Source organism: Streptococcus sp. K0074 (assembly GCF_048843365.1).
Taxonomy (GTDB): Bacteria; Bacillota; Bacilli; order Lactobacillales; family Streptococcaceae; genus Streptococcus; species Streptococcus mitis_BM.
Genome location: NZ_CP184836.1, coordinates 684,658 through 710,117, shown reverse-complemented (window position 1 = coordinate 710,117; position 25,460 = coordinate 684,658). Strand labels below are relative to the sequence as shown.

General features: G+C 39.8%; 26 protein-coding genes. 2 read left to right on the top strand and 24 right to left on the bottom strand.

Annotation, left to right across the window (positions count from 1 at the left end):
* Positions 1-20 precede the first annotated feature (20 nt).
* The 14 genes from rpoZ to ACN076_RS03450 all read right to left on the bottom strand — a co-directional run bounded on the left by rpoZ (position 21) and on the right by ACN076_RS03450 (position 10,718).
* Positions 21-335, bottom strand: a complete 315-nt coding sequence (gene rpoZ / locus ACN076_RS03515) for a DNA-directed RNA polymerase subunit omega (protein WP_000979235.1) — start codon at positions 333-335, stop codon at positions 21-23.
* Positions 336-359: 24 nt separating this feature from the next.
* On the bottom strand, positions 360-986 hold the full coding sequence (gmk, locus tag ACN076_RS03510; protein ID WP_000775041.1) for a guanylate kinase: 627 nt from the start codon (positions 984-986) through the stop codon (positions 360-362).
* Positions 987-1,115: 129 nt separating this feature from the next.
* On the bottom strand, positions 1,116-2,729 hold the full coding sequence (locus tag ACN076_RS03505) for a ribonuclease Y (RefSeq protein WP_203175977.1): 1,614 nt from the start codon (positions 2,727-2,729) through the stop codon (positions 1,116-1,118).
* Positions 2,730-2,919: 190 nt separating this feature from the next.
* Positions 2,920-4,017 (bottom strand): nucleotidyltransferase, encoded by a 1,098-nt coding sequence (locus tag ACN076_RS03500; protein ID WP_153192278.1) that lies wholly within the window; start codon positions 4,015-4,017, stop codon positions 2,920-2,922.
* A gap of 9 nt (positions 4,018-4,026) precedes the next feature.
* Entirely contained in the window at positions 4,027-4,767 is a 741-nt protein-coding gene (locus ACN076_RS03495) for a class I SAM-dependent methyltransferase (protein ID WP_314725881.1), read from the bottom strand.
* Between the two features lie 109 nt (positions 4,768-4,876).
* Positions 4,877-5,230, bottom strand: a complete 354-nt coding sequence (gene rsfS, locus ACN076_RS03490) for a ribosome silencing factor (RefSeq protein ID WP_050230861.1) — start codon at positions 5,228-5,230, stop codon at positions 4,877-4,879.
* Between the two features lie 12 nt (positions 5,231-5,242).
* Positions 5,243-5,743, bottom strand: a complete 501-nt coding sequence (locus tag ACN076_RS03485) for a cysteine hydrolase family protein (RefSeq protein ID WP_153192282.1) — start codon at positions 5,741-5,743, stop codon at positions 5,243-5,245.
* Positions 5,744-6,337 carry a bis(5'-nucleosyl)-tetraphosphatase (symmetrical) YqeK gene (gene yqeK / locus ACN076_RS03480; RefSeq protein WP_153192284.1) on the bottom strand — a complete coding sequence of 198 codons (594 nt, stop codon included), beginning with the start codon at positions 6,335-6,337 and terminating at the stop codon, positions 5,744-5,746. It abuts the gene before it with no gap.
* Entirely contained in the window at positions 6,337-6,966 is a 630-nt protein-coding gene (locus ACN076_RS03475) for a nicotinate-nucleotide adenylyltransferase (RefSeq protein WP_420790132.1), read from the bottom strand. The genes yqeK and ACN076_RS03475 overlap by 1 nt, the downstream gene beginning before the upstream one ends.
* 50 nt (positions 6,967-7,016) lie before the next feature.
* On the bottom strand, positions 7,017-7,328 hold the full coding sequence (gene yhbY, locus ACN076_RS03470) for a ribosome assembly RNA-binding protein YhbY (protein ID WP_153192289.1): 312 nt from the start codon (positions 7,326-7,328) through the stop codon (positions 7,017-7,019).
* A gap of 212 nt (positions 7,329-7,540) precedes the next feature.
* On the bottom strand, positions 7,541-8,647 hold the full coding sequence (gene yqeH, locus ACN076_RS03465; protein ID WP_420790131.1) for a ribosome biogenesis GTPase YqeH: 1,107 nt from the start codon (positions 8,645-8,647) through the stop codon (positions 7,541-7,543).
* A 2-nt stretch (positions 8,648-8,649) separates the two neighbouring features.
* Positions 8,650-9,177: a YqeG family HAD IIIA-type phosphatase gene (locus ACN076_RS03460; protein ID WP_420790130.1), complete on the bottom strand. Its 528-nt coding sequence runs from the start codon at positions 9,175-9,177 to the stop codon at positions 8,650-8,652.
* A gap of 14 nt (positions 9,178-9,191) precedes the next feature.
* Complete coding sequence (locus tag ACN076_RS03455; protein WP_420790129.1) at positions 9,192-10,100, bottom strand: magnesium transporter CorA family protein; 909 nt, start codon at positions 10,098-10,100, stop codon at positions 9,192-9,194.
* A 57-nt stretch (positions 10,101-10,157) separates the two neighbouring features.
* On the bottom strand, positions 10,158-10,718 hold the full coding sequence (locus tag ACN076_RS03450) for a mechanosensitive ion channel family protein (protein WP_420790128.1): 561 nt from the start codon (positions 10,716-10,718) through the stop codon (positions 10,158-10,160).
* Positions 10,719-10,869: 151 nt separating this feature from the next.
* Between ACN076_RS03450 and sstT the strand changes: the two genes are divergently transcribed.
* Positions 10,870-12,075, top strand: coding sequence for a serine/threonine transporter SstT (gene sstT / locus ACN076_RS03445; protein WP_000713439.1), 1,206 nt, complete (start codon positions 10,870-10,872; stop codon positions 12,073-12,075).
* Positions 12,076-12,142: 67 nt separating this feature from the next.
* Entirely contained in the window at positions 12,143-13,096 is a 954-nt protein-coding gene (locus tag ACN076_RS03440) for an aromatic acid exporter family protein (protein ID WP_420790127.1), read from the top strand.
* A gap of 50 nt (positions 13,097-13,146) precedes the next feature.
* On the opposite strand, the gene asp5 is transcribed toward ACN076_RS03440, so the two are convergent.
* The 10 genes from asp5 to ACN076_RS03390 form a co-directional block, all read right to left on the bottom strand.
* Complete coding sequence (asp5, locus tag ACN076_RS03435) at positions 13,147-13,371, bottom strand: accessory Sec system protein Asp5 (RefSeq protein WP_000565444.1); 225 nt, start codon at positions 13,369-13,371, stop codon at positions 13,147-13,149.
* 4 nt (positions 13,372-13,375) lie between these two features.
* The gene (gene asp4, locus ACN076_RS03430) at positions 13,376-13,555 is read right to left on the bottom strand and encodes an accessory Sec system protein Asp4 (protein ID WP_001278708.1); all 180 of its coding nucleotides are present in this window, start codon (positions 13,553-13,555) and stop codon (positions 13,376-13,378) included.
* A gap of 1 nt (position 13,556) precedes the next feature.
* Positions 13,557-14,894, bottom strand: coding sequence for an accessory Sec system glycosylation chaperone GtfB (gene gtfB / locus ACN076_RS03425; RefSeq protein WP_420790126.1), 1,338 nt, complete (start codon positions 14,892-14,894; stop codon positions 13,557-13,559).
* On the bottom strand, positions 14,887-16,398 hold the full coding sequence (gene gtfA, locus ACN076_RS03420; protein ID WP_420790125.1) for an accessory Sec system glycosyltransferase GtfA: 1,512 nt from the start codon (positions 16,396-16,398) through the stop codon (positions 14,887-14,889). The genes gtfB and gtfA overlap by 8 nt, the downstream gene beginning before the upstream one ends.
* Positions 16,399-16,410: 12 nt before the next feature.
* Positions 16,411-18,783, bottom strand: coding sequence for an accessory Sec system translocase SecA2 (gene secA2 / locus ACN076_RS03415; protein WP_420790124.1), 2,373 nt, complete (start codon positions 18,781-18,783; stop codon positions 16,411-16,413).
* The gene (gene asp3 / locus ACN076_RS03410; RefSeq protein ID WP_261068341.1) at positions 18,776-19,216 is read right to left on the bottom strand and encodes an accessory Sec system protein Asp3; all 441 of its coding nucleotides are present in this window, start codon (positions 19,214-19,216) and stop codon (positions 18,776-18,778) included. The genes secA2 and asp3 overlap by 8 nt, the downstream gene beginning before the upstream one ends.
* Entirely contained in the window at positions 19,213-20,748 is a 1,536-nt protein-coding gene (gene asp2 / locus ACN076_RS03405) for an accessory Sec system protein Asp2 (RefSeq protein WP_261068342.1), read from the bottom strand. Before asp2 ends, asp3 begins: the two co-directional genes overlap by 4 nt.
* Entirely contained in the window at positions 20,732-22,312 is a 1,581-nt protein-coding gene (asp1, locus tag ACN076_RS03400; RefSeq protein WP_261068343.1) for an accessory Sec system protein Asp1, read from the bottom strand. Before asp1 ends, asp2 begins: the two co-directional genes overlap by 17 nt.
* 9 nt (positions 22,313-22,321) lie before the next feature.
* The gene (secY2, locus tag ACN076_RS03395) at positions 22,322-23,539 is read right to left on the bottom strand and encodes an accessory Sec system protein translocase subunit SecY2 (protein WP_261068344.1); all 1,218 of its coding nucleotides are present in this window, start codon (positions 23,537-23,539) and stop codon (positions 22,322-22,324) included.
* A 1,039-nt stretch (positions 23,540-24,578) separates the two neighbouring features.
* Complete coding sequence (locus ACN076_RS03390) at positions 24,579-25,460, bottom strand: glycosyltransferase family 2 protein (protein WP_261068345.1); 882 nt, start codon at positions 25,458-25,460, stop codon at positions 24,579-24,581.

Here is a 25,460-nt window from a genome sequence, read left to right as displayed (position 1 = left end):
AAGATTGAGTCCCCCCAACCTTAAATTTTTTCACCATCTTCTTTTTCTTTAGCGATTTGCTCTTTGATTTTCTTTTCTTCTTCTTCTTTGCGGCGTTTTTCTTCTTCGATACGGCGACGCACTGCTTCACGTTTACCTTCTGGATCTGGGTGAATCGTAACGTTTCCTGATTCAATTTCTTCTAAAGCGCGAAGAGTTGATTTTTCAGATTTGAAACCTTGAGTTGCTGGCGCACCTGCTTCCAATTCGTGGGCACGTTTTGCTTCCAAGATTACGAGTGAATATTTTGAAGGAACCTTGTCGAGCAAGGTATCAATAGAGGGTTTTAACATCATTTGCTTATACCTATTTTCTAAATTTTATCGAGTAGTTGGAGATTTTGGTAACATCTCCTGATAGTGACCAATGACACGATCCACACGGAAGTGTTCTGCTTCGATCACACGTTTGACACGCTCAGCAGCTAGGGGCACCTGATCGTTGACAATCGCATAATCATACTCACGCATAAGCGCAATTTCTTCCTTGGCTTTTTCGATTCGTTGGGCAATCACTTCTGCACTGTCTGTTCCACGACCTACCAAACGATCTTGTAATTCATCCAAATCTGGTGGTGTCAGGAAGATAAAGACAGCATCTGGAACCTTTTTCTTGACCTGAAGAGCTCCTTGAACCTCAATTTCAAGGAAAACATCGATTCCCTTGTCCAAGGTTTCATTGACATAGGTCAGAGGAGTTCCATAGTAGTTGCCGACATATTCTGCGTATTCCAACATCTGTCCTTGACGAATCAGCTCTTCAAACTCTTCACGAGTACGGAAGAAATAGTCAACACCGTCCACTTCTCCAGGACGTTGTGCGCGTGTCGTCATCGATACAGAGTATTGAAATTGGTTTTCAGAACTCTCAAAAATCTCTCTTCTAACCGTTCCTTTTCCAACCCCTGAAGGACCAGAAAAAACGATTAGTAAGCCTCGGTCTGCCATTGTGTCTCCTTTTAGTCAGTCTGTGAAATAACATTTCTCTAGAATAATGGCAAAAAGCCAAATTATCCTGTACAGTCTTTCTATCTAGTGTAACAAAAAAGCAGTAATTTTTCAACTGCTCTTTCTTATTTATTTAGCATAATCTACTGCACGAAGCTCACGAATCACGGTTACCTTGATATTTCCTGGGTAATCGAGATTGTTTTCAATTTTCTCGCGAACTTTGTGAGCCAAGATTGTGACTTTGTCGTCCTTGATTTGTCCTGGATTGACCATGATACGAATTTCACGTCCTGCTTGAAGGGCAAAGCTAGTTTGTACTCCTTCAAAGCCGTTAGCAATTTCTTCCAAATCATGGAGACGCTTGATGTAGCTTTCAAGAGACTCACTACGAGCACCTGGACGAGCTGCACTCAAGGCATCTGCTGCAGCAACGATCACTGCAATCACGCTTTCAGCTTCAACATCACCGTGGTGACTAGCAATCGTATTGACCACAACTGGGTGTTCCTTATACTTACGAGCCAATTCCATACCGATTTCAACGTGGCTACCCTCAACCTCGCGGTCAATAGCTTTCCCGATATCGTGAAGGAATCCAGCACGACGGGCAAGAGCCGCATTTTCACCAAGTTCGCTGGCCATGATACCAGCCAATTTAGCAACCTCAATCGAATGGCGCAAGACATTTTGTCCATATGAAGTACGGAACTGCAAACGTCCCATGATTTTCATCAAGTCTGGATGAAGGTTCGGCGCACCAATTTCATAGGCAGCAGCCTCACCATATTCACGGATCTTATTGTCAATCTCTTGACGGTTTTTCTCAACCAACTCTTCGATACGAGCTGGGTGGATACGACCATCTTTGAGCAACATTTCCATAGTCATACGGGCAATCTCACGACGAATCGGATCAAATCCTGACAAGGTCACCACTTCTGGTGTATCGTCGATAATCACATCAACCCCTGTCAAACTTTCAAAGGTACGAATATTACGGCCTTCACGACCAATAATGCGTCCCTTCATAGTATCGTCTGGCAGATGAACCGTTGAGTTTGTTGACTCTGCCACATATTCACCAGCGATACGTTGCATAGCTTGAACTAAGATGTCCTTGGCCATTTTGTCAGAACGTTCCTTGACCTCTTGCTCAGCTTCACGAATACGGCTAGCAATCTCCTTGGTCAAGTTTTCCTCTGTCTGTGCCAAGATAATATCTCGTGCTTCTGCCTGAGACAGAGCACCAATACGCTCTAACTCTGCTTCTTTTTGTCTTTCGACTTCCTCTAATTGCTCTTCACGCGCATCAAGGTTTTTCGCTCTATCAGAAATACTTTGTTCTTTTTGTTCAAGTGTTTGTTCTTTACTCGTCAAATTGTCGTCCTTGCGGTCGAGGCTAGTAGCTCTCTCTGTCAAACGACTTTCGATTTGTTTGAGTTCTTGACGTTCTGATTTGAATTCAGCGTCCACTTCTTCACGGTATTTTCTGGCTTCTTCTTTGGCCTCCAATAGTGCTTCTTTTTTAAGAGACTTGCTTTCACGTTTGGCTTCATTAACAAGTAAATCCGCTTCACGTTCAGCTTGTCCACGTAAATTAGTTGCTTCTTGTTCAGCATTTAAAAGCATCAACTCTGCAGCTTCCTGAGATGATTTCATCTTAGCTGAGATGCTGACATATCCAATGACTAAACCAATGATGACGGCAAAAACAGCAATCGCAAACGACATGATTTCCATGTTTTTACCTCATTTTATTGTTATTCCGAATGACATACATTCTTTTACATTTTACCATAAAAAAGTGATTTTCACAAACCTAAAATAGAATATGTTTTGGGGAAATTGGAACACATTTGCTAAAATAAACTTGTTATTTAGAAATAGTAGTTTAGTAGAGATTTGAGAAAAAGCCTACTTTTCAGTAGACTTAGTTTGTTTCTATTCTAATCGGCACTCTTCCAAAATTCTGCTCTGCTATACTTGGATTTCCCAGTTGGTAAATCTGGTCTGCCTTTTGAGTCATGGCATCCCAGGGTTCTTTACCAATTCGGCTGACTAGATTGACCTGCCCTTTCAGAGACTTAAGGTGTTGTCTTCCTTTTTCAGTAAATCCAAGGACATGAATCCCTTCTGGCAAGTCACTTTCTCTAGCCTGCACCAAGATATAGGTCAAGAGGCGTCTGACACGCGCCTTGGTGTACCGCTTGGTCGCAACCGCTTCAACCAATTCTTCCACAGACTGGGCTGTTTTAATAGCTTCATTAATGCGCACAGCTATTTCTTCATTAACCTGATAGATAGTGGTTAGGTCGAGATTTGACAAGATTTGATAGCGGAGCAAGGGAAAATAGTCATCCCAGCTCACCTTACTAGCCTGCTCAAAAAGGGCAACAGAAGGCATAAAGTGGTCTAAGAAGTCTTGGTCCTTCTGGTGCTGACGGAGGGCCGTCGCCGAGGCAAAGTCCACATCCTTGTCCACAGAATGGTAACCAGCCCCCTGACGCTGAATCGGATGGAGCTTGATGTTTCGTCCAGCAACCGCCTTGGCATAAGCAAGAGCAAGGACATGATTGGGTGTATTGCCTGAAAAATCAAGATCTGCAAATTCTTTCCACATGGCTTGGGTCTTCTGGGGATAGGAAAGGGAATCAGGCAGATTTTCCACAAATTGCTCCATCTCAGCACCTTTCTCTGTGTATAAGTCAGCGATTTTTTGATAATCTAGAACTTCCTCCGTCCCAAAGGTTAGGTTATCAATTCTTAACTGGGCTAAGATATTCACAGCTCCTTGGCCAAAGAAATCTGCTGCCTGAACACTGACTAAAAAGGGCAATTCCACTACCAGATCTGCTCCGTTTTCCAGCGCCATCTGGGTCCGTGTCCACTTATCTACAATAGCAGGCTCGCCTCTCTGCATGAAATTTCCAGACATAGCCACGACTTTCAGTCCTTCAGCCTGTTCCAGCAGGTATTTGTGTCCATTATGAAAAGGATTAAACTCCGCGATAATACCCGTGATGGTCATAGTAATCTCCTACTTCTGCGCGACAAAAAACCAACGGGTACTTGTCTCTGTCGGCTCCTTGTCCTCAAAGTCGGCATAGAGCTTGAAAGACTTGAAACCAGCCTGTTCCAGCAAGATATCATAGGTCAAGACCTCATAGGTCCTCTCCTCATGTACTTCATCGTGGCGACTAAAGGAACCGTCAGCCTCCTTGATAAAGAAGGTCAGCTCATGTACGATAGAATGTGGTGCTGCGTCCTCGTAGGTATCCCAGAGCATGGCAAAATCTTCCGCATTTTCATGGTAGGAATAGCCTGGAAAGATCTCATCTGTCTGGTAGGTCGAATGTACATCAAAGATAAATACCCCGTCCTCATTGAGGATATTATACACTTCCTTAAAGACGTCCCCTACTTCCACCTCATCCTGCATGTAGCAGATTGAGTCCGAATAACAAGTGACAAAGTCGTATTGACCTACCTTGGACAAATCCAGCATATTGCCTTCAATAAATTCAATCTTTTGCTTGGCTGAAGCCGCTCTCTTCTCGGCAATCTTCAACATATCTGCACTCAAGTCCAGTCCAGTCACATCAAAACCAGCCTGAGAGAAGCGTACTGATTGAATTCCTGTCCCACAAGCCAATTCCAAGAGTTTCTTTCTCTCCTTGGTCTTAGGCAAATGACGCAGCGAAAAATCCGTCCATTTATCGTATAAACTATCATCCATCACAACATCGTAAACAGCCGCAAAGGTTTCATAAGTTGCCATAATCATGATACCAAGAGCCTCAATGGCAAACACCACTAGCTCTTTACCTTTCTATCAATTTTTCTAAAATAAGCAAAGAAACCCAGTTGACTACAACTGAGTTCATCTTCTAAGCAAGAGCTTCTGAAATATCTACTGAATTCGCCTCATGCCATAGTTTTTCTAAGTTATAGTGGGCACGCATTTCTTCTGAGAAGATATGCACAACGACACCACCAAGGTCTAGCAAGACCCAGCCTCCTGCCGCATCGCCTTCGACATGGCTGCCTTTAACACCAGCTTCGGCTACTTTTTCACGAATGTTATCAGCAATAGCGTCCAACTGACGACTATTCATCGAGCTCGTGATGACAAAGTAGTCCGTCACGCTGGTCAAATCTTGTACGTCGAGTGCAAGGATATCCTCCGCACGTTTCTCATCAGCCGCTTTCACGACTAGTTCTAGTAATTCTTTTTCGTTCATTTAGTCCTCTTTCTAGAAAATATGTTTGTAATCTAGGACATCTGCAAAGCGCCCCTCCCAAATACCCTCATAGAATTCATTTATCGTTTCTGCTGGAATGTCTTTCCCATCAAAGGTTGTGACAGCACCTTCTGGAATAATAAGCTGATAGCCATATTCAAAAGCAACCTTGACAGAGGTATCCACACAATATTCTGTCTGCATACCACATAAAACTAATTTTTCAATCCCCTGTTTATCCAAGTATTCTTTTAAACCTGTTTCTTTGAAAATACTGTTATACTTCTTCTGAAAGACCTTTTCATTAGGTTTTCGACTTAAAAGCTCAGATAACTGCCAATCTTCTGATGTTTGAGCTTCAGAGTTCTCAATATGTTGAACATAGATAATTTCAATATTCTTTCTTCTAGCCTGGTTTTGTAAATAAGAAATTTTTTCCAATAGACTTTTTGTCTGGAACCCAGTTTCCACTAAAATATTCTGAACATCAATGATTATAAAAGCCGTCTTCATTTAGTCCTCTTTCAAATAGTGCACAAAGGCGTTATAGGTTTCAAGGGTTTGGGGATAGATGGGGAAGCCCTGATGAGCTAGATGCTCCACGGTATGAGCTGTTTCGTAGGCCACTGCCTTATTGAGCGATAGCTCAGCAATCTCACGCGCCACATCTACTCCAGGAAAGGCTCGATTGTGCTCGATGTAGTCTGCGACATAGATGACCTTGTCTAAGTCTGTCATCTGACTAGCCCCGACTGTATGGATTTTAATGGCTCGCAGAATTTCAGAATCTTGCAAGTTCAAATCTTCCTGAATCTTGTAGATGCCGACCATACCATGCCAGACATTATTGCCCCAGTTTTTGAGGTCAGGGTCTAGCTGATAACGGTCAATCAAGTCTAGAAAATCCTGATCTGACAGCTTTTTAGCATAGTCATGAAGAAGGCCTGCTAGACCAGCTTTCTCAGCATCAACTCCGAATCTTTCTGCTAGCTCTATGGCTGCACGCTCTACTCCCAAGCAATGGGTTAAACGTTTTTCAGGTAGAAGCTCTGCCATTTTTTCCAACAAAACCTCACGAGAGCAGTTGATATAGTCTTGATAGGCCATCAGTAGAGACCCTCCTTCTCGATGTAGTCCAGCACACGCTGAGGTAGGAGAAAGTTGGGTTTCCGTCCTTGGGCAAGGAAGTCACGCACCATGCTGGACGAGATATCCATGAGAGGCACATCCACCCAGATAACGGGATAGGAAGTGCCAGCCTTATAGCGTGGGCGCTGAACCCCCACAAACTGAACCATGTCAACCAGCTCATCAATTCGATACCACTTAGGCAGATAATCCACCATATCGGCACCGATGATAAAGTAATAATCCGTATCTGGATGTTGCTCTGTCAAGATTTTCATGGTGTCGTAGGTATAGGAAATGCCCTTGCGCTCCAACTCAATGGTTTCAATGGCTAGTCCTTCAATTCCCTCAATCGCCAACTCAAGCATCTTGAGACGATGGTGTTCAGGGATTGTTTCCTTTTTATCTACATGAGGAGGTTGGTATTCAGGCATGAGCAGAACTTGGTCCAGTCCCAACTGCTGGCGTACTTGGTCTGCAACAATCAGATGGGCATCGTGAACAGGGTTAAAATTCCCCCCTAAAATCCCGACTTGTTTGCGTTTTTTCTCCTTGATTTCTGGCTCCAACTCTACCTTGGTAAAGGGAGTTAATAGTTCAATTGCCATAGGCTAGTCTCCTTTATTTCTCTGTAAAAACAGTTATTTGGAGTAGGTTTTTAGATTTCTTTGACTTTTTTAGAAATCTTGCGATTTTCTTTCTTGCTAGATTGTTTAAATAAAATCAAGATGCGTCCGATTTTTTGGACTGTATCCACACCGATTTCTTCTTCCAAGATTTCAGCTACTTCGTGGATATTTTCATCGGTGTTTTGCAAAAGAGTTACCTTAATCAATTCGCGTGCGTCAAGAGCTTGACGAACGCTGGTTTTGATTTGGTCGTTGAGTCCATTTTTTCCGATTTGGATGATGGGTCTAAGGGTGTGTGCCTGGCTGTTGAGGAAGGCACGTTGTTTTGATGTTAATGACATAATTTCTTCCTTGTTTTTTTGATAGTTATTTTAGGTGGTGAGGGACGGTCGGAACTAATTTTTCAAAGATTTCATCTTTGAAAAATGGATTTCCTGACCTCACAATTGAGCCTAGGTCTCAATTGTGCCCCTTACCAATCTAACGATTGGCAAGACACCACGGCAATAACTATCTTTGTATGAGCTCACTTTGTTCGCTCAGCGATTTTGTTTTAAATAATTGCTTTTCGTGTGACGACGGCGACGCCTTCTGGTGCCCAGACGGCGACTTTAGCTGTGCCTGTTACGCGGATCCAGCCTAGGCCTGAGATAACTAGGTCTGTCTTTTCCTTAATGTTAAATACATGCTGAACTAATTTTGGAAAATCTTCTTTTTCCTTGCTATTTGGTGGTGTGAGGAGGGTTCCAAGGTGCTTGTCATAGAAAGCACTCGCTCCTTCTAACTTAGTACGATGCAATTTAAGTTCATTGTCAAAGAAAGCTGTAAATCCTTGCTTCTCACCTGCAATGAAGTCAAATCGTCCGAGACCGCCTAAAAACAGTGTTTGTTCAGGATTGAGCTGATAGGTTTTTGGCTTGATTTCCTTTTTAGGGCTGACATACTTGAGGTTTTTGGCCGTCAAGTAGTGAGCCATCTGGTGACGGTGGATAATCCCTGGTGTATCGTAGATATAAGATCCGTCGTCAAGCGGAATCTCAATCTTATCCAAGGTTGTCCCTGGAAAGCGCGAAGTCGTAATGACATTCTGATCACCCGTGATTTCTTGGATAATGGCATTGATAAGAGTTGATTTTCCAACGTTTGTCACACCGACCACATAGACATCGCGGCCCTTTCGGTAGTGCTCGATTTTGTCAATGACTTCCTTGATGGCATGTTTATTTTGTGCTGAAGTTAGGACGACATCAACTGGACGAAGACCTTCTTGATGTGCACGTTCCATAAGCCACTGGCTAATCTTGCCCGATTTAACAGACTTGGGCAGGATATCTTTTTTATTCCCTACCAAGAGGACATCATTGCCCGAAACAAAACGTGGCAAGCCTGGGATGATAGAGCCATTGAAATCAAAGATATCAATGACATTGACTACTAAGGCATCACTATCTCCCACCTCGTGCAAGAGCTTTAGGAAATCATCGTCCGTCAACTGGACATCCGTGATTTCATTGTAGTGGCGGAGACGGAAACAGCGTTGGCAATAGACTTCGCCAGTCTCCAAACCTTTTTCAAGTGCTGACTGAGGAGTAAATCCAAGACCAGCCTTGTCTGTCGTCTGAATGGTTGCTCCACAACCAATACAGAGAATTTCTTCCATAGTTAAATTCCTTTTTTATATGTAATCGGTCCGTACTTTTCAGTGATTTTTCGTATCACACGACGCTCACGAGCTCGGTTTATCTGCGTCTTAATCGAGTCGTGTTGGACCATGGGCTTGACCAAGATTGAGCGAATGCCTGCACGGTGGGCTGCTCGAATATCGGTCATGAGCTGGTCGCCAACCATGACTACTTCCTTTTTCTCATAGTGGAGTTCCTTCATGGCACGGTTAATCCCTAATGTGAAGGGCTTCAGAGCCCAATAAACGTAGTCAATCCCAAACTTCTCAACTGCGCGTTGGACGCGTTTTTTAGTGTTATTTGAGACTACAATAATGCGAATACCCGCGTCCCGAAGGTCATGTAGCCATTGCTTCATCTCTGGTGTCCCATCAGGGTTGTTCCAAGCAATGAGAGTATTGTCCAAATCGACCAAAACAGCCTTGATTCCCTGCGCCTGCAGGCTTGGAACTGTCAGATCATAAACTACTTCCACAGCAAAATCTGGCATATAGTTTTCAATCGCCATTCTGGCTCCTTTTCTTAACTTTTTTTCGCAATTTTCCTTAATAACAATGACAGGATAATCCACAAACCTGCACTGGCTAAACTGATGTAGAGCCAAGCATGGGGCTCATCTGTTAAAGGTAGGGGAACATTCATTCCGAAAAAGCCTGTCACGACTGCCAAAACAGCTAGCAAGACTGAAATGATGGTCAAGGTTGTCAAATTATCATTCAGATTGTTGTTTAGGATGTTGTTGTAAGATGCTGATAGTTGTTGAAGGACTTGAGAAATCAAGTCTGTCATGGATACCAGCTGATGAGCCTCAATCATGGCATCATCAAACTGTTCTCTCTCAATCTCGTTAAAACTGCGATAGAGGGCATGCCCTTGAATATGTTCCAGCAACATGCGATTTTGCTTAGCAGCCGCAGTAAGATAAACCATACCAGTCTCCAAGTCGGAAAGGGCAAAAAGGTTTTTCTTAGTCGTCCGCTGACGCAAGAGCCCATTGACCTCGTCCTTACTCTTGTCCATCTGCTCGATGACAGGGTAGTAGGCATTGCTGATGATTTCCAGACTGGCAAAGAGAAACTTGTAAATCGAAAGCGTGTCATGACTATCCAGATAACGGGTCATCTGTTCAATGACATAGGCGTTCTTGGTATTACTAATAGTAATCAGGCGGCGATGTTCCACGATAAAGGTCATAGGAAAGGCTTCGTAGTAGGCCTTATCCTTTTTCAAGTTCAAGACATTGTAGATAAAGGTCACAGTCCCATTTTCACGGTGATAATCCATGTGGGCACGCTCATTTCTATCCAGTGCGTATTCAATGGTTTCCTTATCCAAACCGTAGATTTCAGAAAGGTCCTCTAGTTTTCTCAACTTGTCCAAATCTAGGTTAATCCAGGTACAACCATTGCCCAACTGTTTTTCTAAAAACATCTTCTCTCCTTTACCAAACTCTTTCTATTGTACCATAAATCTGCTAAAATTTCAGGCCTAGTCTGTACGAGAGAAATTGCTGACAACGGTGATATTTCGATTGGGAACGAAGTGCAGAACCTGGTCTTCTCCTCTGAGTTGAGTCGTCCGAATGCCGACGCTGACGACCTTGCCCGATACAGTAATAGGACCATTTGTCAAAACGACCTCATCTCCCACATCCAGTTGACGTTCAAAGAGAATGAAAAAGCCATTGATGACATCAGACAGAAAACCTTGGGCTCCCATACCAATAGCCACCCCAGCAATCCCAGCACCTGCCAACAAACTAGAAACTGGCAAACCTAAAATCGACAAGATACAGTAAAGTAAAAAGAAATAAAGAGTATAATTAAACACATTTTCTAACAGACGTGAGATGGTTTTCTGACGTCCGACATCATGGTGAGACATTTTTAGAGAAGGTTTAACAATTCTCTGCACCATGGTATGAAGCATTTTTTTAGCTATGTAGAAGAGTAAAAATAAGAATAAAAGAGAAAGTACCTTGGTTAAGATATTCTCGATAATCGCTGTAACATCAAGCTTATTGAGATAGGTTTGAATAAATTCTTGCATAGAAAACTCCTTTCATTTATTATACCATACTTTCATAAAGTGTCATTCTCCATAAATATTCAAAAATAATTTCAAAAATAGACAGAAAATTCTTGATTTTAGTTCATATTTATACTATAATCATAAACATTACACAACAAAGGAGATTGTTATGAAAAAATTCATTCATGCTTGGAATAAGGCAAGCCTAATCAAACGTATCTTGATTGGCATGCTTATTGGAGGAACCCTAGGACTGACATTTCCTAATATTTCAGGAATTGGCCTGCTAGGAGATCTCTTTGTTGGTGGCCTCAAAGCCATCGCACCGATTCTGGTCTTTGCCCTCGTTGCCAATGCCCTTTCCCAACATCAAAAGGGACAAGATAGCAATATGAAAACCGTTATCTTCCTTTACTTGGTGGGAACCTTTGCGGCTGCCCTTATCGCTGTACTAGCAAGTTTCATCGTACCTGTTGAAATTACCCTAAATAGCGCTAATACCGATATTGCTCCACCAGATGGGATTGGACAAGTCCTCAGCAACCTCTTGCTCAAACTAGTTGACAATCCAGTCAATGCCCTCATTACTGCCAACTACATTGGTATCCTATCATGGGCAGTTGTTTTCGGGATTGCCATGAGAGAGGCCAGCAAAAACAGTAAAGAATTGCTTAAAACCATGGCTGATGTGACTTCTAAAATTGTCGAATGGATCATTAACCTAGCTCCATTTGGGATATTAGGACTTGTCTTCAAAACCATCTCTGATAAGGGAATCGGAAGCCTAGCCAACTACGGAATCTTGCTTGCCCTCTTGGTGACAACTATGTTCTTTGTGGCTCTGGTAGTCAATCCATTGATTGCCTTCCTCTTTATGAAGAGAAACCCTTATCCCCTCGTTTGGAAATGTTTGCGTGTCAGCGGTGTGACAGCCTTCTTTACTCGTAGTTCTGCGGCCAATATCCCTGTCAACATGAAACTTTGTCACGACCTTGGACTAGATCCAGATACCTATTCTGTTTCTATCCCACTTGGTTCTACTATCAACATGGCCGGGGCAGCGATTACCATTAACGTTTTAACCCTTGCTGCAGTAAATACTTTGGGAATCCCTGTTGACTTTGCGACAGCCTTTGTCCTCAGTGTGGTAGCAGCTATCTCAGCCTGTGGTGCTTCTGGTATTGCCGGAGGTTCCCTCCTTCTTATCCCAGTTGCTTGTAGCCTTTTCGGTATTTCTAACGATATTGCCATGCAAGTTGTTGGGGTTGGATTTGTGATTGGTGTCATCCAAGACTCATGTGAAACAGCCCTTAACTCTTCTACAGATGTCCTCTTTACCGCCGTTGCCGAATACGCAGCAGCCCGTAAAAAATAGCGCATAAAGACAAGCCTGCTCAGGTCTTGTCTTTTACGCTTTTATTCTAACTTACTAGGAAATTCTTATGTCTATTAGCCAACGTACGACCAAGCTCATCTTAGCTACCTGCCTTGCCTGTCTCCTTGCTTATTTTCTCAATCTTTCCTCGACAGTTTCAGCTGGAATAATCGCCCTCTTGAGTCTATCCGATACCCGTAGAAGTACCTTAAAACTGGCCCGCAATCGGCTCTTTTCCATGCTTCTAGCTCTAGCTATCGGTGTTTTGGCTTTTCACTTGAGCGGATTTCATATCTGGAGCCTTGGCCTCTATCTTGCCCTCTACGTGCCCCTAGCCTATAAGATGGGCTGGGAAATTGGCATCACACCAAGCACTGTTTTGGTTAGCCATCTCTTGATTCAAGAGTCAACCTCTCCAGACCTCCTAGTCAACGAATTCCTTCTCTTTGCAGTCGGTACTGGATTTGCTTTACTAGTCAATCTCTACATGCCTTCCCGAGAAGAGGAAATCCAGCATTACCACACATTGGTAGAAGAAAAGTTAAAAGATATCCTCCAGCGCTTCAAATATTATTTATCCAGAGGGGATGGACGCAACCGAGCACAGCTGGTAGATGAATTAGACACCCTTTTGGAAGAAGCCCTCAAACTGGTCTATTTGGATCATTCCGACCACCTCTTTCACCAGACCGACTACCATATCCACTACTTTGAGATGAGACAGCGACAAAGCCGTATCCTGCTAAATATGGCCCAGCAAATCAACACCTGTCACCTAGCTGCCAGTGAAAGCCTAATTTTGGCCCAACTTTTTTCAAAAATTGCCGGTCAACTGAGCCAGACCAATCCTGCTTCTGATTTGCTAGATGAAATTGAACGTTATCTGGAAGTCTTCCGTAATCGCAGTCTGCCCAAGACAAGAGAAGAATTTGAAACCCGTGCCACCCTTCTTCAACTCCTACGTGAAGCCAAAACCTTCATCCAAGTGAAAGTTGATTTTTACCAAAAATATGGACAGTAAAAAAGAAAACTTCAGACCAATCACAAAAGGTGAATATCTGAAGTTTTCTTTTATTTGTAAGTTATCACCATAAAGGTTAATAGTAAAACGAATAAGGCCAAACTCACCAATAAAGTGAGAACCTTTACCAAGGTGTTGCTCTGCCAGTAACTTGGTTTACCAATATTACTAGTGGCATCCATGGAAAATAGTTGATTTTGACGGGGTTGTATAGTTACCAATACAATCAAAGCAAGAGATAGGATAATAGCTAAAACAATCAGTATGTCAATCATAGGCCTACCTCAAAATTCCCAGCAAAGTAAAGAGCAAACCAATCAGAATCATCAAACCCAGTAAAAGTGAAAAAGTCTTACTAATCTTTTCCCCTCGGGTTTCTTTTTCTTTCTTGATGGGTTTTTGTTTCAACTCCTCCATGCGACCTTCAACGTCTTTGTAAAATAAATCTTCGTCTGACATGTTAACCTCCTAAAACAGTTTGCATGGTTTCCTGATATCGCACCAAGTCAACATAGTTGGCATGTTGGCCTTGCTTTCCAAGTGCCTGACGCATTTGTTCAACATCTGAAAGGACCAGTTTAATAGTCTCAACCAAAGGAGCAACTTCACTACTTTCAAATAGATGATCAGGAGCGATATAGAGTCTATTGTGTACCGTTTGGTTAAATCCAAGAATCAAGAGATTGTGCTCAAAGGCCTGACGCACCGCCTGCAACAACTCATTGCTATGGTTTATATCCAAGTAAATATCCGACAATTGATAGAGCTCCTGAATCTTCTGTGGACTAGCGTTCTGGTAAAGGACCACATTAGGATAGCGAAGCATATCTAAGAGCTTAGAAGACATCTCTGTCACTGCTGCGATGCGGAACGTGACATCAGGCAAGGCTTCTACGATTGCTTCTACTTGCTCAATCTGATCTGAATTAGTCAAGATTAAGGCATCTCGTCGAAGGAAATTATCACGTTTGAACTGGTAATGGTAACCCAAGTTCACAAACTGATCATGGTATTTCTCGTCAGTCAACTCTAAAGCGCGCTCATAAGTCACCTTGTTGGGAATGATGATTTTCTTAGTACGCACATCATCATTTTCCAAAATCAACTGCATATTGCCTGGAATAGCATCATAGAGAGGTTCCTGCCAAACCAGGATATCATGACCTGATTTATCTAGAAAATGGAAAGATGTCAAAAACGAGGTAGATAAGCTATTAAAGATAATATGGTCAAGATTCACATTCAAACCTTGTAGGAAATCTATGATAAAAGCTACTCGATTAGAAAAATGACGCAAACCTTGTCCTTCTAAGGTCAAAAGAATATCACCTGTGATATGGTTTTCCAAAATAACTTCCTTTTGATCTACGTCCCGATAGGAAGTCATAATAGCTTGACCAGAAACATCATAGGTGGTTTTAGAAAAGCAAATCCCGAAACGATTATAGTGATCTACTTGAAAAATTCGACCTGCTGGTGTTTTCCATTCGACTTTTTTTACCAAACGCGCCTGTAAACCATCTGCAAAATGAATGACGGCTCTCTCCTGTGTCATATCTTCAATACGAGCAGACTGATTATTTCCTGAAATTTCCCAAAAAGCTGGAACAGGAACTTGGTTAAAATAAAGAGGTTTTCCCTTTTCATATCCTAGATAATAAGTAAAAGGAGATACCAGACCATCAGGCAGAAAACCATCTGCATCGATGACCACTCCAAGTTGAGAAAGACCAGTAGATACTAGACTCTCATGTAAATCTCGACTTTCCTGACTATAACGATCATAAAGTTCAATCATGGAGCACCTCCTCTACTGTTTTCTTCCACTTTTCTAAAATTTCTTTGGTTAAGAAGCCTTCTGCAATTTGGTAAGAATTGGCACGCATATCCGCCAAACGATTTTCTTGATACAATTGACAAATCTTAGTTGAAAAAGCTTTCTTGATTTCATCCTCCACATGGTCAAATGAGCTTGGAATCAAGTAACCATTTTTACCGTCTTCAATGAAAGTTTGATTTCCATATGGAACATCAAAGCCAATTAATGGCAAACCTGAACTAATAGCTTCCATCAAGGTCAAACCAAATCCTTCACTAGTAGAAGCTGTCAAATATACCTCATACCGACTATAAATCTGCGAAAGTTCCGCATGCCCCTTGAGCTGAATATAATCCTCAGCCTGATGATTTGCAATAATTTCTCGAAGAAGAGAATCTTCTCCACCGCTCCCATAAATATCAAAAGTTAATTCCGGTAACTCCTTATGAGCTTCAATCACAGCTTTCACAAGCCAATCAATGTGTTTTTCCTTGGCTAGACGAGAAGCTGTAATGAGAGAAAATGGTTTACGACTCTCTTGTGGTTTTGTTAATTCATCAACACTTCCAACTGGAATGGTTACAATCTTAGGAGCATGCGTAGTATAGTGAGCAAACTGTTGCTCTAAGACTTCCTTTTGGCGATCCGTTGAAACGATAAAAAGATCAACCTTATCTGCATTGGTAAACTGATAGTCATAGTAGTTGTTCCAAAGGATATAGTCCTCGTTTGTAGCATTTTCACTATAATGCTCCGCATGAACAACTACCGCTAAATGCGCTGCTTGTGCTTCCTCAAAAACAACCTGTCCAATGCCTGTTTCACGATCTAAAATCACTATATCTGATTTACTTAAACGAAGAGTCTTCATGAAATAACGTATCAAAGCAGGCTTCCCATATAAAATTCGATCCTTGAAACGGTAGACTTCTTCAGTCCCTTGATTCATGAACATATCATAAGCAGAAGTACCATCTTCATTGTAGAAGGTTCTTTGATAGAGTGTCGCCACATTGTCCTTAGGAGCAAAATATTCTGTGCAATAGCGTGTGTAAGAGAAGTAATCTTTGCGTACAAGATTACCTGCAAATACATACTCTACATGTTGAACAAGATCCTTTTTCTCATCCACCAAATAACAGGTTACAAACTTATCTTGGTCAGAAAAGAAGACACGCAAGACCTTCCCACTCTTTTCTCTACGACTTTCGACACCACCAAAATAAGTCAAAACATCATCCACTGTCACGCTAGTCGGTGCAATCTTGATATCTGTGAAATGATTATAAAGCCAAATCACTTGATCATCATCAAAACCAATATTGGCAGTTAAGTGCTGAATATTATCGGCTAAAATCATATCTGTAAAGATAAACTTAGAGGACAGATTTAATTTCCGAAAAACACCTGCACGATAGGCTTGGGCGTATTCAACACCGCTACTAGCCCAGCCAATTCCTAAATTTATATTGTAAATTGTCATATTTTCCTCTTTTTATGGGAAATGAGTCATAATCTCACCCTTGGGAGTGACTTCAACCAAGCCCATCAGGAGATTACGCACCATATCCGCACGGATTTGTTCTTTCATGGCTTCAAAACCTGCATAGGCTTCTTGATAATACTCTACGATTGGATTTTTCTGACTAGCAGATTGACCACCGATAGCCATAGATAACTGTTGTAGATAGTCTACCTGCTCAACCCAGTTGTCATCAATAGCCTTGAGCATAGAGAGTCGTAAAAACTGTTCATATAAGCTATGTTGCTCAAGCAATTCTTTCTTTTCAGAAAGTTCTCTATCAATCACCTGCTTCATAAAGCTACGAACTGCAGTTTTGTCAGTCACATCTATATTATCTGGAACCTCTTTAATATGAAAACTAATATTGGTCACGATAAAGTGGAAGAGTAACTCTCGGCTTTCATAACTTGAAGAGGTCACTTGCTCTATGTAGCTAGCAATGATTTTCTCAACAACATCCTCTAAGTCGCGAGAACCATCTATTAGACGATTTCTTTCTTTATAGACCATATCCCGTTGAATATTCATACTCTCAGCATATTCTAGAGTCTGACGGCGTGCCGAACGGCCAGAACTATCACTTGCCTGCTGAGCCATTTCAACTAGCTTTCGATATTTGCGCCCTTTCAATACTTCCGGTTGAGTCATATCTTTAACCTGATAATCTTTATATTTTTTATGCACCCAAGATGGACCAAATTTCTTAATAACATCATCCTCTAAGGATACAAAAAACTTACTCATACCAGGATCTCCCTGACGGCCAGAACGTCCACGAATTTGCAGGTCGATTCGTTGACTTTCCATCCGCTCTGTCCCAATAACAATCAAGCCTCCAAGTTCTGCAACTCCCTTACCAAGCTTGATATCCGTACCACGTCCTGCCATAGATGTAGCCACTGTCACAGCCCCCATCTGACCTGACTCAGAAATAATCTGAGCTTCACGCGCTGCATTATTAGCATTTAGGACATTATGGGCAATTCCCTCTCGGAGCAAGAGTGACGAATAAAGCTGAGACATTTCAACCGAGCCGACAAAAACGAGTAAGGGATTCCCCTTTTTATGATACTTTTTAATATATTCTAAAGACGCATACACTTTTTCAGGTAAAGTGATATATAGATTATCTGGATAGTCAATCCGTTGTCTAGGACGATTGGTTGGAATACGTACTACAGACATATTGTAGGTTTCAATAAACTCTTTTTCTGCAACCTTACCTGTTCCTGTCATACCAGATATCTTATTAAACATCTTAAAAAGGCTCTGATAGGTGATTGAAGCCATGGCCCGTGTTTCTGGAGATAATTTGACATGTTCCTTTGCTTCAATCGCTTGATGGAGTCCTCCCTGCAGTTTAGTCATCTCTAATAGACGTCCTGTTCCCTTATCAACCAGTACCATCTCATTACCACGAATGACATAGTCCTTGTCTTTAGTAAAGAGTTTATGGGCTCGAATCGCATAAACTAAATGGCGAGCAAAAACCGCATGTTCTTCCTTATACAAATGATCTATTCCTAAAAAGCTTTCAGCAGCCTTAGCTCCCTTAGTAGTGAGCCAGATCTCATCCTTTTCCTCCTTAAAGATATAATCCTCCCCCTCCACCAAAGTCGTTACAAGCGTATCAATAATACCGTAGTAATTAGATTGAACACGGGGAGCACCTGCAATAATAAGAGGTGTCTGAGCACTATCTAGTAATATATCATCAACCTCATCAATAATAACATAATTGAAAGGTTGCAAAAACTTACCTTCTTGATTAGCAGCTAAATTATCATTCAAAAAATCAAAACCTAAATTGCTATTAGTTGTATAAATAATATCCGACGCATAAATTCTTTTTTTCTCTTCTGGTGTCATCTGCTCTTTAGGATCATCTGTAAATGGAACTCCAATTGTCAATCCTAAGAAGCGATACACTTGTCCCATCTCTTCGGCGTCACGCTTGGCTAGATAGTCATTGGTGGTAAGCAGCATAGTACCTTTACCTGTCAGGGCATTGAGATAAACAGGCATAGTGGCTGTCAGGGTTTTTCCCTCACCAGTATTCATCTCAGCGACATTTCCCTGATGGATAACAATTCCTCCCATGACTTGGACATCATAGGGAAACATTCCCAGTACTCGCTTATCCGCTTCACGAACAACTGCAAAAGCTTCTACTAGAAGATCATCTACCGTCTCTCCTTTAGCAAGACGTTGGCGAAATTCCACTGTCTTTGCTGCTAATTCTTGGTCAGTTAATGATTCCATCTTTCCTTTAAGAGCATTAATCTTTTTTAATTTCCTTTTGAATTTTCTAAGTTGTAAATCTTGATAAAAATCTTTAAACACAATTCTTCTCCTCAATAGAAAAAGAATAGAAATCTAAGGATTCAAATCCAGCACTTAGAAGGGAAACTTGATATATATAGGTATCTGCTGGATAAGTAAAATCAAAAACTTTCATTTTTTCAATCTTCTCTTCAATAATATCCCCATATCTATCCAAAAAAGAAATCTTTATATATATGCTATTTTCAGGATGACAATCAAAATTCATGCACAACTGATAATCCTGTTTTCTTTTAAGTAAAGGGAGACTAGGCTGGGCTCTAAAGGCTTGATAGTTCACACTTGAGAACCAAGTTTTTAAGATTTCTCCTGATGGCACCAAGGGATTAGATAAACTAATGTGTTTATCCTTATGATATATTATTTCGCTACCATACATAAATGTACCCTGTACTTCTCCCCAAGAGATACTTTCTCTTTGATTAATAATCATTTATCTCTCCTTTTAAAATCCTCTTCCAAGATCATATTATAAAAATGTAAAAACCAAGTAACATTTGTACCCGTATCATCATTGTGTCGCCCCGATGTACCCTTAGATAGAATCTTAGCTCCTGTATGGCAAAGATGTTCCACTAACTGATCGTAGGCTCTGCTATCCATATCTTCATCCTTCATATAGGACAAACCAAAGGTTGTATTTGAAAAATCAGCCTTTTTAAAATTATTCCAAAAGGTTTGATCCAAATCTTCCATATTTTGGGAACTAACTCCACCAGTCTGATGTCTCAGTACATCAAAACTGGTATTAAATACTCCTGGCGCCTCTAAACGCCCTCGTCTTGCAATAGTTCCAACATTGGCTAATGGCTTACCAACAATAACTGCACGTGGCTCAAAAGCGGCTCCATAGTAGAGCGATGGAAAAGTTCCCATTGATAAACCTGATAAAATTAAATCTTTAGAAGTCAAACCAAGATAGTCTAAATAGTATTGAATTGTTTCCTTAATCTTATTTTCTAATTCTTCACTACCAAGATAAAAAGCTCCCCCCTCCAAACGAGGATCTGAAAAAAGAAGAAAAGGACATCCTAAATTTTTCATCATGAAATATCCTTCAAAGCCCTCTGCAGGACGATATCCCGCAAAGTATACTGCCAAAGGAGGTTTAAAGTCTCCAGGATGAAAGAAATAATTAATCTCATCACGTATACTATCGTGTAAAATATTACCACCAAGAACAAACTTTCCAAACTGTTTTCTACTCCAACGCTGGTGAAGATTCCCTAGTTTAAGTTTCCCTTTGCCTCGTGCCTCAATAGATACCGTTATATAAAAACTTGTTTCCTTATTATCTATAACAATCGCTTGTTGAAGGTCATCCTCACTATAAATTTCCTCCTCAAAAAATTCGTCAACAGCCCCAGACCATATTTTGCGAATCACTAATCTAAACTCACAATCCCCTTGTTTTTCGTACTCTAACCACAATTCAATAGGGAGATTTTCTCCAATCATGGTATTGTAGGTCCAATGGGCAACCTGAGAAAAAGTGTCACTAAAATTTCCCTCTAAAGTCACATGTTCAAATCCTTGATAGGAAATAGAACCTTCAAAAGAGGGATGTATTTGTATTGTTGATGGAAATAATTTATCTCCGTATCCCCCGCCAAAGAGAGAAGTTGATAAATCATTTAGTAATTGCTGGGGTTCAGAGAAATCCATAGCTTGAGCACATCTCTTTTTTAAGAAATCAAGAATACTCAATTCTGTCGTTTTAAAACCTTGATCATAAAAAAGAGTATAAGGTGCAATCTGATAACTAAAAGGTAGTAAATCAGCTAGATACTGACCATCCTCTATCAAGATTGCATGAAAATTTGTGATGCTATCCATTTCCATCATTTTACGAAGGGCAAGCGATGAGTTGGGACAGAAATAGTACCAATCCATATTTTCAGGAATATCATAATGATGAGCCCAATTATCAATTCCTATCTGTAGGATTTTATAATCCTTTGACATCTGTAACCTCCTCAATCCAGTGATGCAACTTATCTAAGAATCTTTGTCCAGTGTGTTCTTTGATTTTATCAATAGAGTATACTAATGCTTGATTCCACTCTTTCAGTTTATCTGTATAGTAATGTGCCGCCTTGGAAAACTCTGTCACATCTGAAATCAAATAACCATTTTTCAAATGTTCCACATAGACGGTTTCAACCAGATTAATCTGAGGAATTCCTGCACTGATACCTGCTATTTGAGTATAGAGGTGCGGTTGCTTATTGAGATCCACAATCAAACGAACAAACTCGAGTGTTTTAATCAAATCCAACTCATCATTCATATTGACAAATTGAAAACGAAGCTCTTGCTCCTGGTTTTCCTCTAGAGGATTTTCTGCTCCACCATAATCTAGACCCTTTTCCAAGCTATCAGTATGGATTTGTCCCTGAATGATTTCATTTACAAGGCTTTCCACTTCTTCCATTTGTTCCTGACTAGCAGAAAAGGCTCCAAAAATGACTTCTGTATTTTTGGTTTCAGCAATAAATGATAAAACCTGAAATAGAGCTTGTCTATCAATTCCTTCCGAAAAATCTAATTGATAATAAATTATCGATTCTTTTCGAGTCTGACTTCGACCTAGTCGTAAACGCGTATCAAAAGGAGAAAGATGATGAAATTTATCCGATAGTTCAGGATACAGGTCCTGCAAGAGTTGTAAACTATCCTCTCTATCCACTAAGACTACATCTGCCTGTTCAAATGATGGAGCTAAGTCTTTAAAACTAGCTTGCGAATTCCGATTAATGAAAAGACTCAAAATTTTAGTAGTATCACTTGGTAAACAGTCGAAGAGAAATTGGTCATGATGGGGATGAGAAGGAATGATAAAAATATCCTGTTTTTCCTGTTTCCTTTTCAGATATTTATCAAAATATTCTGCGATTAGTTGACTTATATCAGCATAGTGAAGCTGTTTAAAACGATAGCCAAATATTGGATTTACCTCTACTCGTCCTCCCTCGTTTAAATGCTCTCTAAAGCGCCAGATTCCCTTTGGATCTAAATAGTCTTGATAGGCAGGCTGTCCATCATCAAAATAAATGACACTCGATACAAATCCACGATCATCCATGATATAGTGCTTACTTATCTGACCATTGTTATCAAAATATTGGATATCACTGATAAATCCTTCTACGCCATGTTCTACCTTTGCATACTTTTTACCATTTTTTTGAACTACTATTGCAAATGGACTGTAGAGAAATTGACAATCACTATCCCACTCTATATCTCTGAGATTAAGAACCTGGGTGTGTATATCATGCAAGTCTTGCAGATCATCAAAGATAGAATAGACTTCTGTCTCTAAGACACCGTGTCTATGTAAAAAGTAACGCAAATGCGGCTGATAGGCTAATACTAATATTCTCGATTGTAAACCTTGCCTTTGAAACAGCCTAATTTGATTGAATGTATCATCAAATTCAAGTTTAAAGTGAGAATAGTACCACGGAGTCACATCCGCGTGCCATTGACGATTTGAACCATACCAAGCTGGAATAAAATAATACATAAAAGCCTCCTAAATCAAGGGTTTATAGGTTTCATTTAGTCTCAAAGCCTTCATTTCATCTTTAATTGTAAAAATCATACCACCAAACATCATAAATAAACCTGGAATCATAGTAATCCTCAACAATTTTTCATCAGATAAAACAAATAACATTGGAGTACCTGCCATCAAAACATTAAAGGCCCCCCCTATAATCGAAAAGCGTAGCACCAACCGATTAATAAAGCGACTTGTTTCCTCACCTGGATAAACTCCATATATATACTCTCCAGATTTCTTCATACGATCTGATATCTGATCACCACTCAAATTGACAAAAGCAAAAGCAATACTAAATAAAAAAATCATGGCAATATATGAGTAAATCCATAATGGTTTTCCAACTCCATATTGAGCTGATAATTCAGAAAAGACTGTAGTTTGAGGAAAAAGAGTCTGTAATAGTAAAAAGATATAGGTAGGCAAACTTAAAAAGCTCATCACATACATAAAAGGCATCCCCCCCGCAGGGTTTAACATAATTTCCAAAAAAGAATATCTCTTGAAACGGCTACGTAAGCCAATCTTATGAACTGGTATACGATAACGAGCACGATAAAGGAGAGCTACCAGATAAGTAAAAACAAGCCCCATAATAATCAAACCGATTAAAACAAAAGGAGAGATAGGAACAGTTCTAAATGTTTCAATCAAATCTTGAGGAATATTTAAAACCAATCCAATCAATAAAATAATCATAGATCCCCCTATACCTACTGTAGCATTGATGTCTGATAACCACACCAAGAAAAAAGCACCCGCTATCAACAGGCAAGTATTGAGGACGATAACCAATATTTTAGGTACATTTGATTGAATTGGTAGATTTAGGGAAATAGCTAATGCCTGAATCAAAGCAATAAACAAGGTTAAGTACATCTGCCTTCTATTTTGTATCTCAATAGCTCCAGATGCCAGATTTAATTTTTTTGAAAAGGAAAGCATCTGCCATAAAATCATCGAAGACATCCAGGGAGATAATCCTACTGAAAACAAGGATAAACTTCTCAAATTTCCGCCTGTCAATGCTGTGGAAAAAGCCAAGTAAGCAGCAGTTCCTCCTAAAAATTCCCTATTATTCATATCTACAAAAGGAAGAGTCAATCTACTTCCTACTATAAATATGAATACAAAAACTAATGTCGCTAGTCCTTTTTTTACTGTGATAGATGAAAAAATACTTTTCATATTTGGTCCTGCTCTCTAAAACTCGGTTCTAGTCTATTTCTACTGAGTAATTTGTAATCAATATACCCTCAGGTATTCTACGATTTTTTCTTAACTTTAAAATCAATATCATAACAAAAAAACAGAAAAATCTGCTACTGTCTCCCTTCGGAAAATAATGGAAGAGGGATACTTTAGTGAATCTAATAACTTCTTCTTACATCTGCTTGTTGATAGCGTAATTTCAAACACTCCAAGACATTATTCTTTTCATCAGAATAGTTCCATCCTTTTATAGTATCAATAGCTAATCTTTATAACAATCATCCTAAAATATCTGTTAAAAGTTGCTCATTAACACCATTTCCCATGCGTTCTATTCCTTCTCGATGGTAATAGATTTTTTTATGAATATATGCAACTTTGTTTGATATAAAAACAATTTATAACTTGTTCGAAAGTCTTTTATCACTTTACCTTTCAAAATCTAATATTATTAAACAATTCCTTCTTAAACAAAATTCCCCGACTATATATATCCGTTTAATTCCAACGATGGAAGTTCCTATACCAGTTCTTCTCCAGTACACGTTTTCCCGTAGTAATCGTCCCAAATATGAATATAATAATTTCTATCGCTCTCATTATAGATGGTGTAATGCGAGACAACAGTATCTGCATCATTTCGAATAATTGCTTGATATAAAGCTTCCGCATAAGTCCAACTCAACCAATCATTCGATGAATGACTTACACGTTTGTAAATGATATCAAGGAATCTCTTTTAAAGTGGTCTTTATAGAACTAGAAATCAGAGCCATCAAAACGACTATAGCTTTCTATTATAATATCTGCATTGCTTAAAGTAGTAGCTATATAAAGTTTTTCTAGATAGTCTTCAAAGAGAAAATCATCCACATTTTAAATATATCTAACCTATTTATGACATCAAGTTCTATACCAAAATACTGCCCAAACATTGTCAAATATAAGGTTCTACATTGTACTCTGGTATTATAATACTATTTGGAATTGCACTCATCCTATATCCTTTCGTTTTCTATTTTTTCTTTGAAGAAATCATTGTTAAGTTTTCTTTAATTCGTCTATATGTTTCTGTATCTTCCATATCCCAAGCAGCTCGCATATTATACTCATTTAATTCCAATAATTCTTGAAAATGTTTTAAATAGCTAGAAGTATCATATCCTTTTAACGATAGCAACGTAATTCTTTCTAAACTCAATCTAATCGAATCCTCAATACTATTAATTGTTGGACAATTTGAAATGCTTCCTTCACGTTGTCTATAACAGTAACTATCTTTATGAAAGTATACAATCTTATCTGCAAGATCATAAACTTTATAAGTCAAAGCTGCATCCTCTGATGTCATACCTTTTGCGAAACGCAAGTACTCAAATAAATATTTTTTATACAATTTCCCCCAAGCTGTAGATAAGAAAAAATCTCCGCATTGAATATCAAAATAATGTTCTAATAGATACTTACTATCATATTCCTTTTCCCAAGGTTCAAAAACATGTTTATAAAATGTCGCGTTACTTTCCTGAAAACAAAAATAGTTACTTATAGAAACATCTGCATTATAGTGCTGAAGTTTACTATATAGTTCTTCAATATAAGTATTAGTCACCCAATCATCTGAATCGATAAAAGTTAAATATTCTCCCTGAGCCCTTTCTATGCCGTAATTACGAGCATCAGATAATCCCCCATTCTCCTTTTCGAAGTATCGAATACGAGAATCTTTCTTTAAATACTCTTGACAAATCTGTCCTGAATCATCAGTAGAACCGTCATTCACAAGAAGAATCTCTATATTATGAAATGTCTGCTCTAGAATGCTATCTAAACATTGTCGAAGATAGTTTTCAACATTATATATTGGTACAATAACACTAATTAATTGATTTTCCAT

Coding starts and splice junctions, on each gene's coding strand:
- rpoZ (WP_000979235.1), bottom strand. CDS start 335: ATGATGTTAAAACCCTCTATTGATACCTTGCTCGACAAGGTTCCTTCA.
- gmk (WP_000775041.1), bottom strand. CDS start 986: ATGGCAGACCGAGGCTTACTAATCGTTTTTTCTGGTCCTTCAGGGGTT.
- ACN076_RS03505 (WP_203175977.1), bottom strand. CDS start 2,729: ATGGAAATCATGTCGTTTGCGATTGCTGTTTTTGCCGTCATCATTGGT.
- ACN076_RS03500 (WP_153192278.1), bottom strand. CDS start 4,017: ATGACCATCACGGGTATTATCGCGGAGTTTAATCCTTTTCATAATGGA.
- ACN076_RS03495 (WP_314725881.1), bottom strand. CDS start 4,767: ATGGCAACTTATGAAACCTTTGCGGCTGTTTACGATGTTGTGATGGAT.
- rsfS (WP_050230861.1), bottom strand. CDS start 5,230: ATGAACGAAAAAGAATTACTAGAACTAGTCGTGAAAGCGGCTGATGAG.
- ACN076_RS03485 (WP_153192282.1), bottom strand. CDS start 5,743: ATGAAGACGGCTTTTATAATCATTGATGTTCAGAATATTTTAGTGGAA.
- yqeK (WP_153192284.1), bottom strand. CDS start 6,337: ATGGCCTATCAAGACTATATCAACTGCTCTCGTGAGGTTTTGTTGGAA.
- ACN076_RS03475 (WP_420790132.1), bottom strand. CDS start 6,966: ATGGCAATTGAACTATTAACTCCCTTTACCAAGGTAGAGTTGGAGCCA.
- yhbY (WP_153192289.1), bottom strand. CDS start 7,328: ATGTCATTAACATCAAAACAACGTGCCTTCCTCAACAGCCAGGCACAC.
- yqeH (WP_420790131.1), bottom strand. CDS start 8,647: ATGGAAGAAATTCTCTGTATTGGTTGTGGAGCAACCATTCAGACGACA.
- ACN076_RS03460 (WP_420790130.1), bottom strand. CDS start 9,177: ATGGCGATTGAAAACTATATGCCAGATTTTGCTGTGGAAGTAGTTTAT.
- ACN076_RS03455 (WP_420790129.1), bottom strand. CDS start 10,100: ATGTTTTTAGAAAAACAGTTGGGCAATGGTTGTACCTGGATTAACCTA.
- ACN076_RS03450 (WP_420790128.1), bottom strand. CDS start 10,718: ATGCAAGAATTTATTCAAACCTATCTCAATAAGCTTGATGTTACAGCG.
- sstT (WP_000713439.1), top strand. CDS start 10,870: ATGAAAAAATTCATTCATGCTTGGAATAAGGCAAGCCTAATCAAACGT.
- ACN076_RS03440 (WP_420790127.1), top strand. CDS start 12,143: ATGTCTATTAGCCAACGTACGACCAAGCTCATCTTAGCTACCTGCCTT.
- asp5 (WP_000565444.1), bottom strand. CDS start 13,371: ATGATTGACATACTGATTGTTTTAGCTATTATCCTATCTCTTGCTTTG.
- asp4 (WP_001278708.1), bottom strand. CDS start 13,555: ATGTCAGACGAAGATTTATTTTACAAAGACGTTGAAGGTCGCATGGAG.
- gtfB (WP_420790126.1), bottom strand. CDS start 14,894: ATGATTGAACTTTATGATCGTTATAGTCAGGAAAGTCGAGATTTACAT.
- gtfA (WP_420790125.1), bottom strand. CDS start 16,398: ATGACAATTTACAATATAAATTTAGGAATTGGCTGGGCTAGTAGCGGT.
- asp3 (WP_261068341.1), bottom strand. CDS start 19,216: ATGATTATTAATCAAAGAGAAAGTATCTCTTGGGGAGAAGTACAGGGT.
- asp2 (WP_261068342.1), bottom strand. CDS start 20,748: ATGTCAAAGGATTATAAAATCCTACAGATAGGAATTGATAATTGGGCT.
- asp1 (WP_261068343.1), bottom strand. CDS start 22,312: ATGTATTATTTTATTCCAGCTTGGTATGGTTCAAATCGTCAATGGCAC.
- secY2 (WP_261068344.1), bottom strand. CDS start 23,539: ATGAAAAGTATTTTTTCATCTATCACAGTAAAAAAAGGACTAGCGACA.
- ACN076_RS03390 (WP_261068345.1), bottom strand. CDS start 25,460: ATGGAAAATCAATTAATTAGTGTTATTGTACCAATATATAATGTTGAA.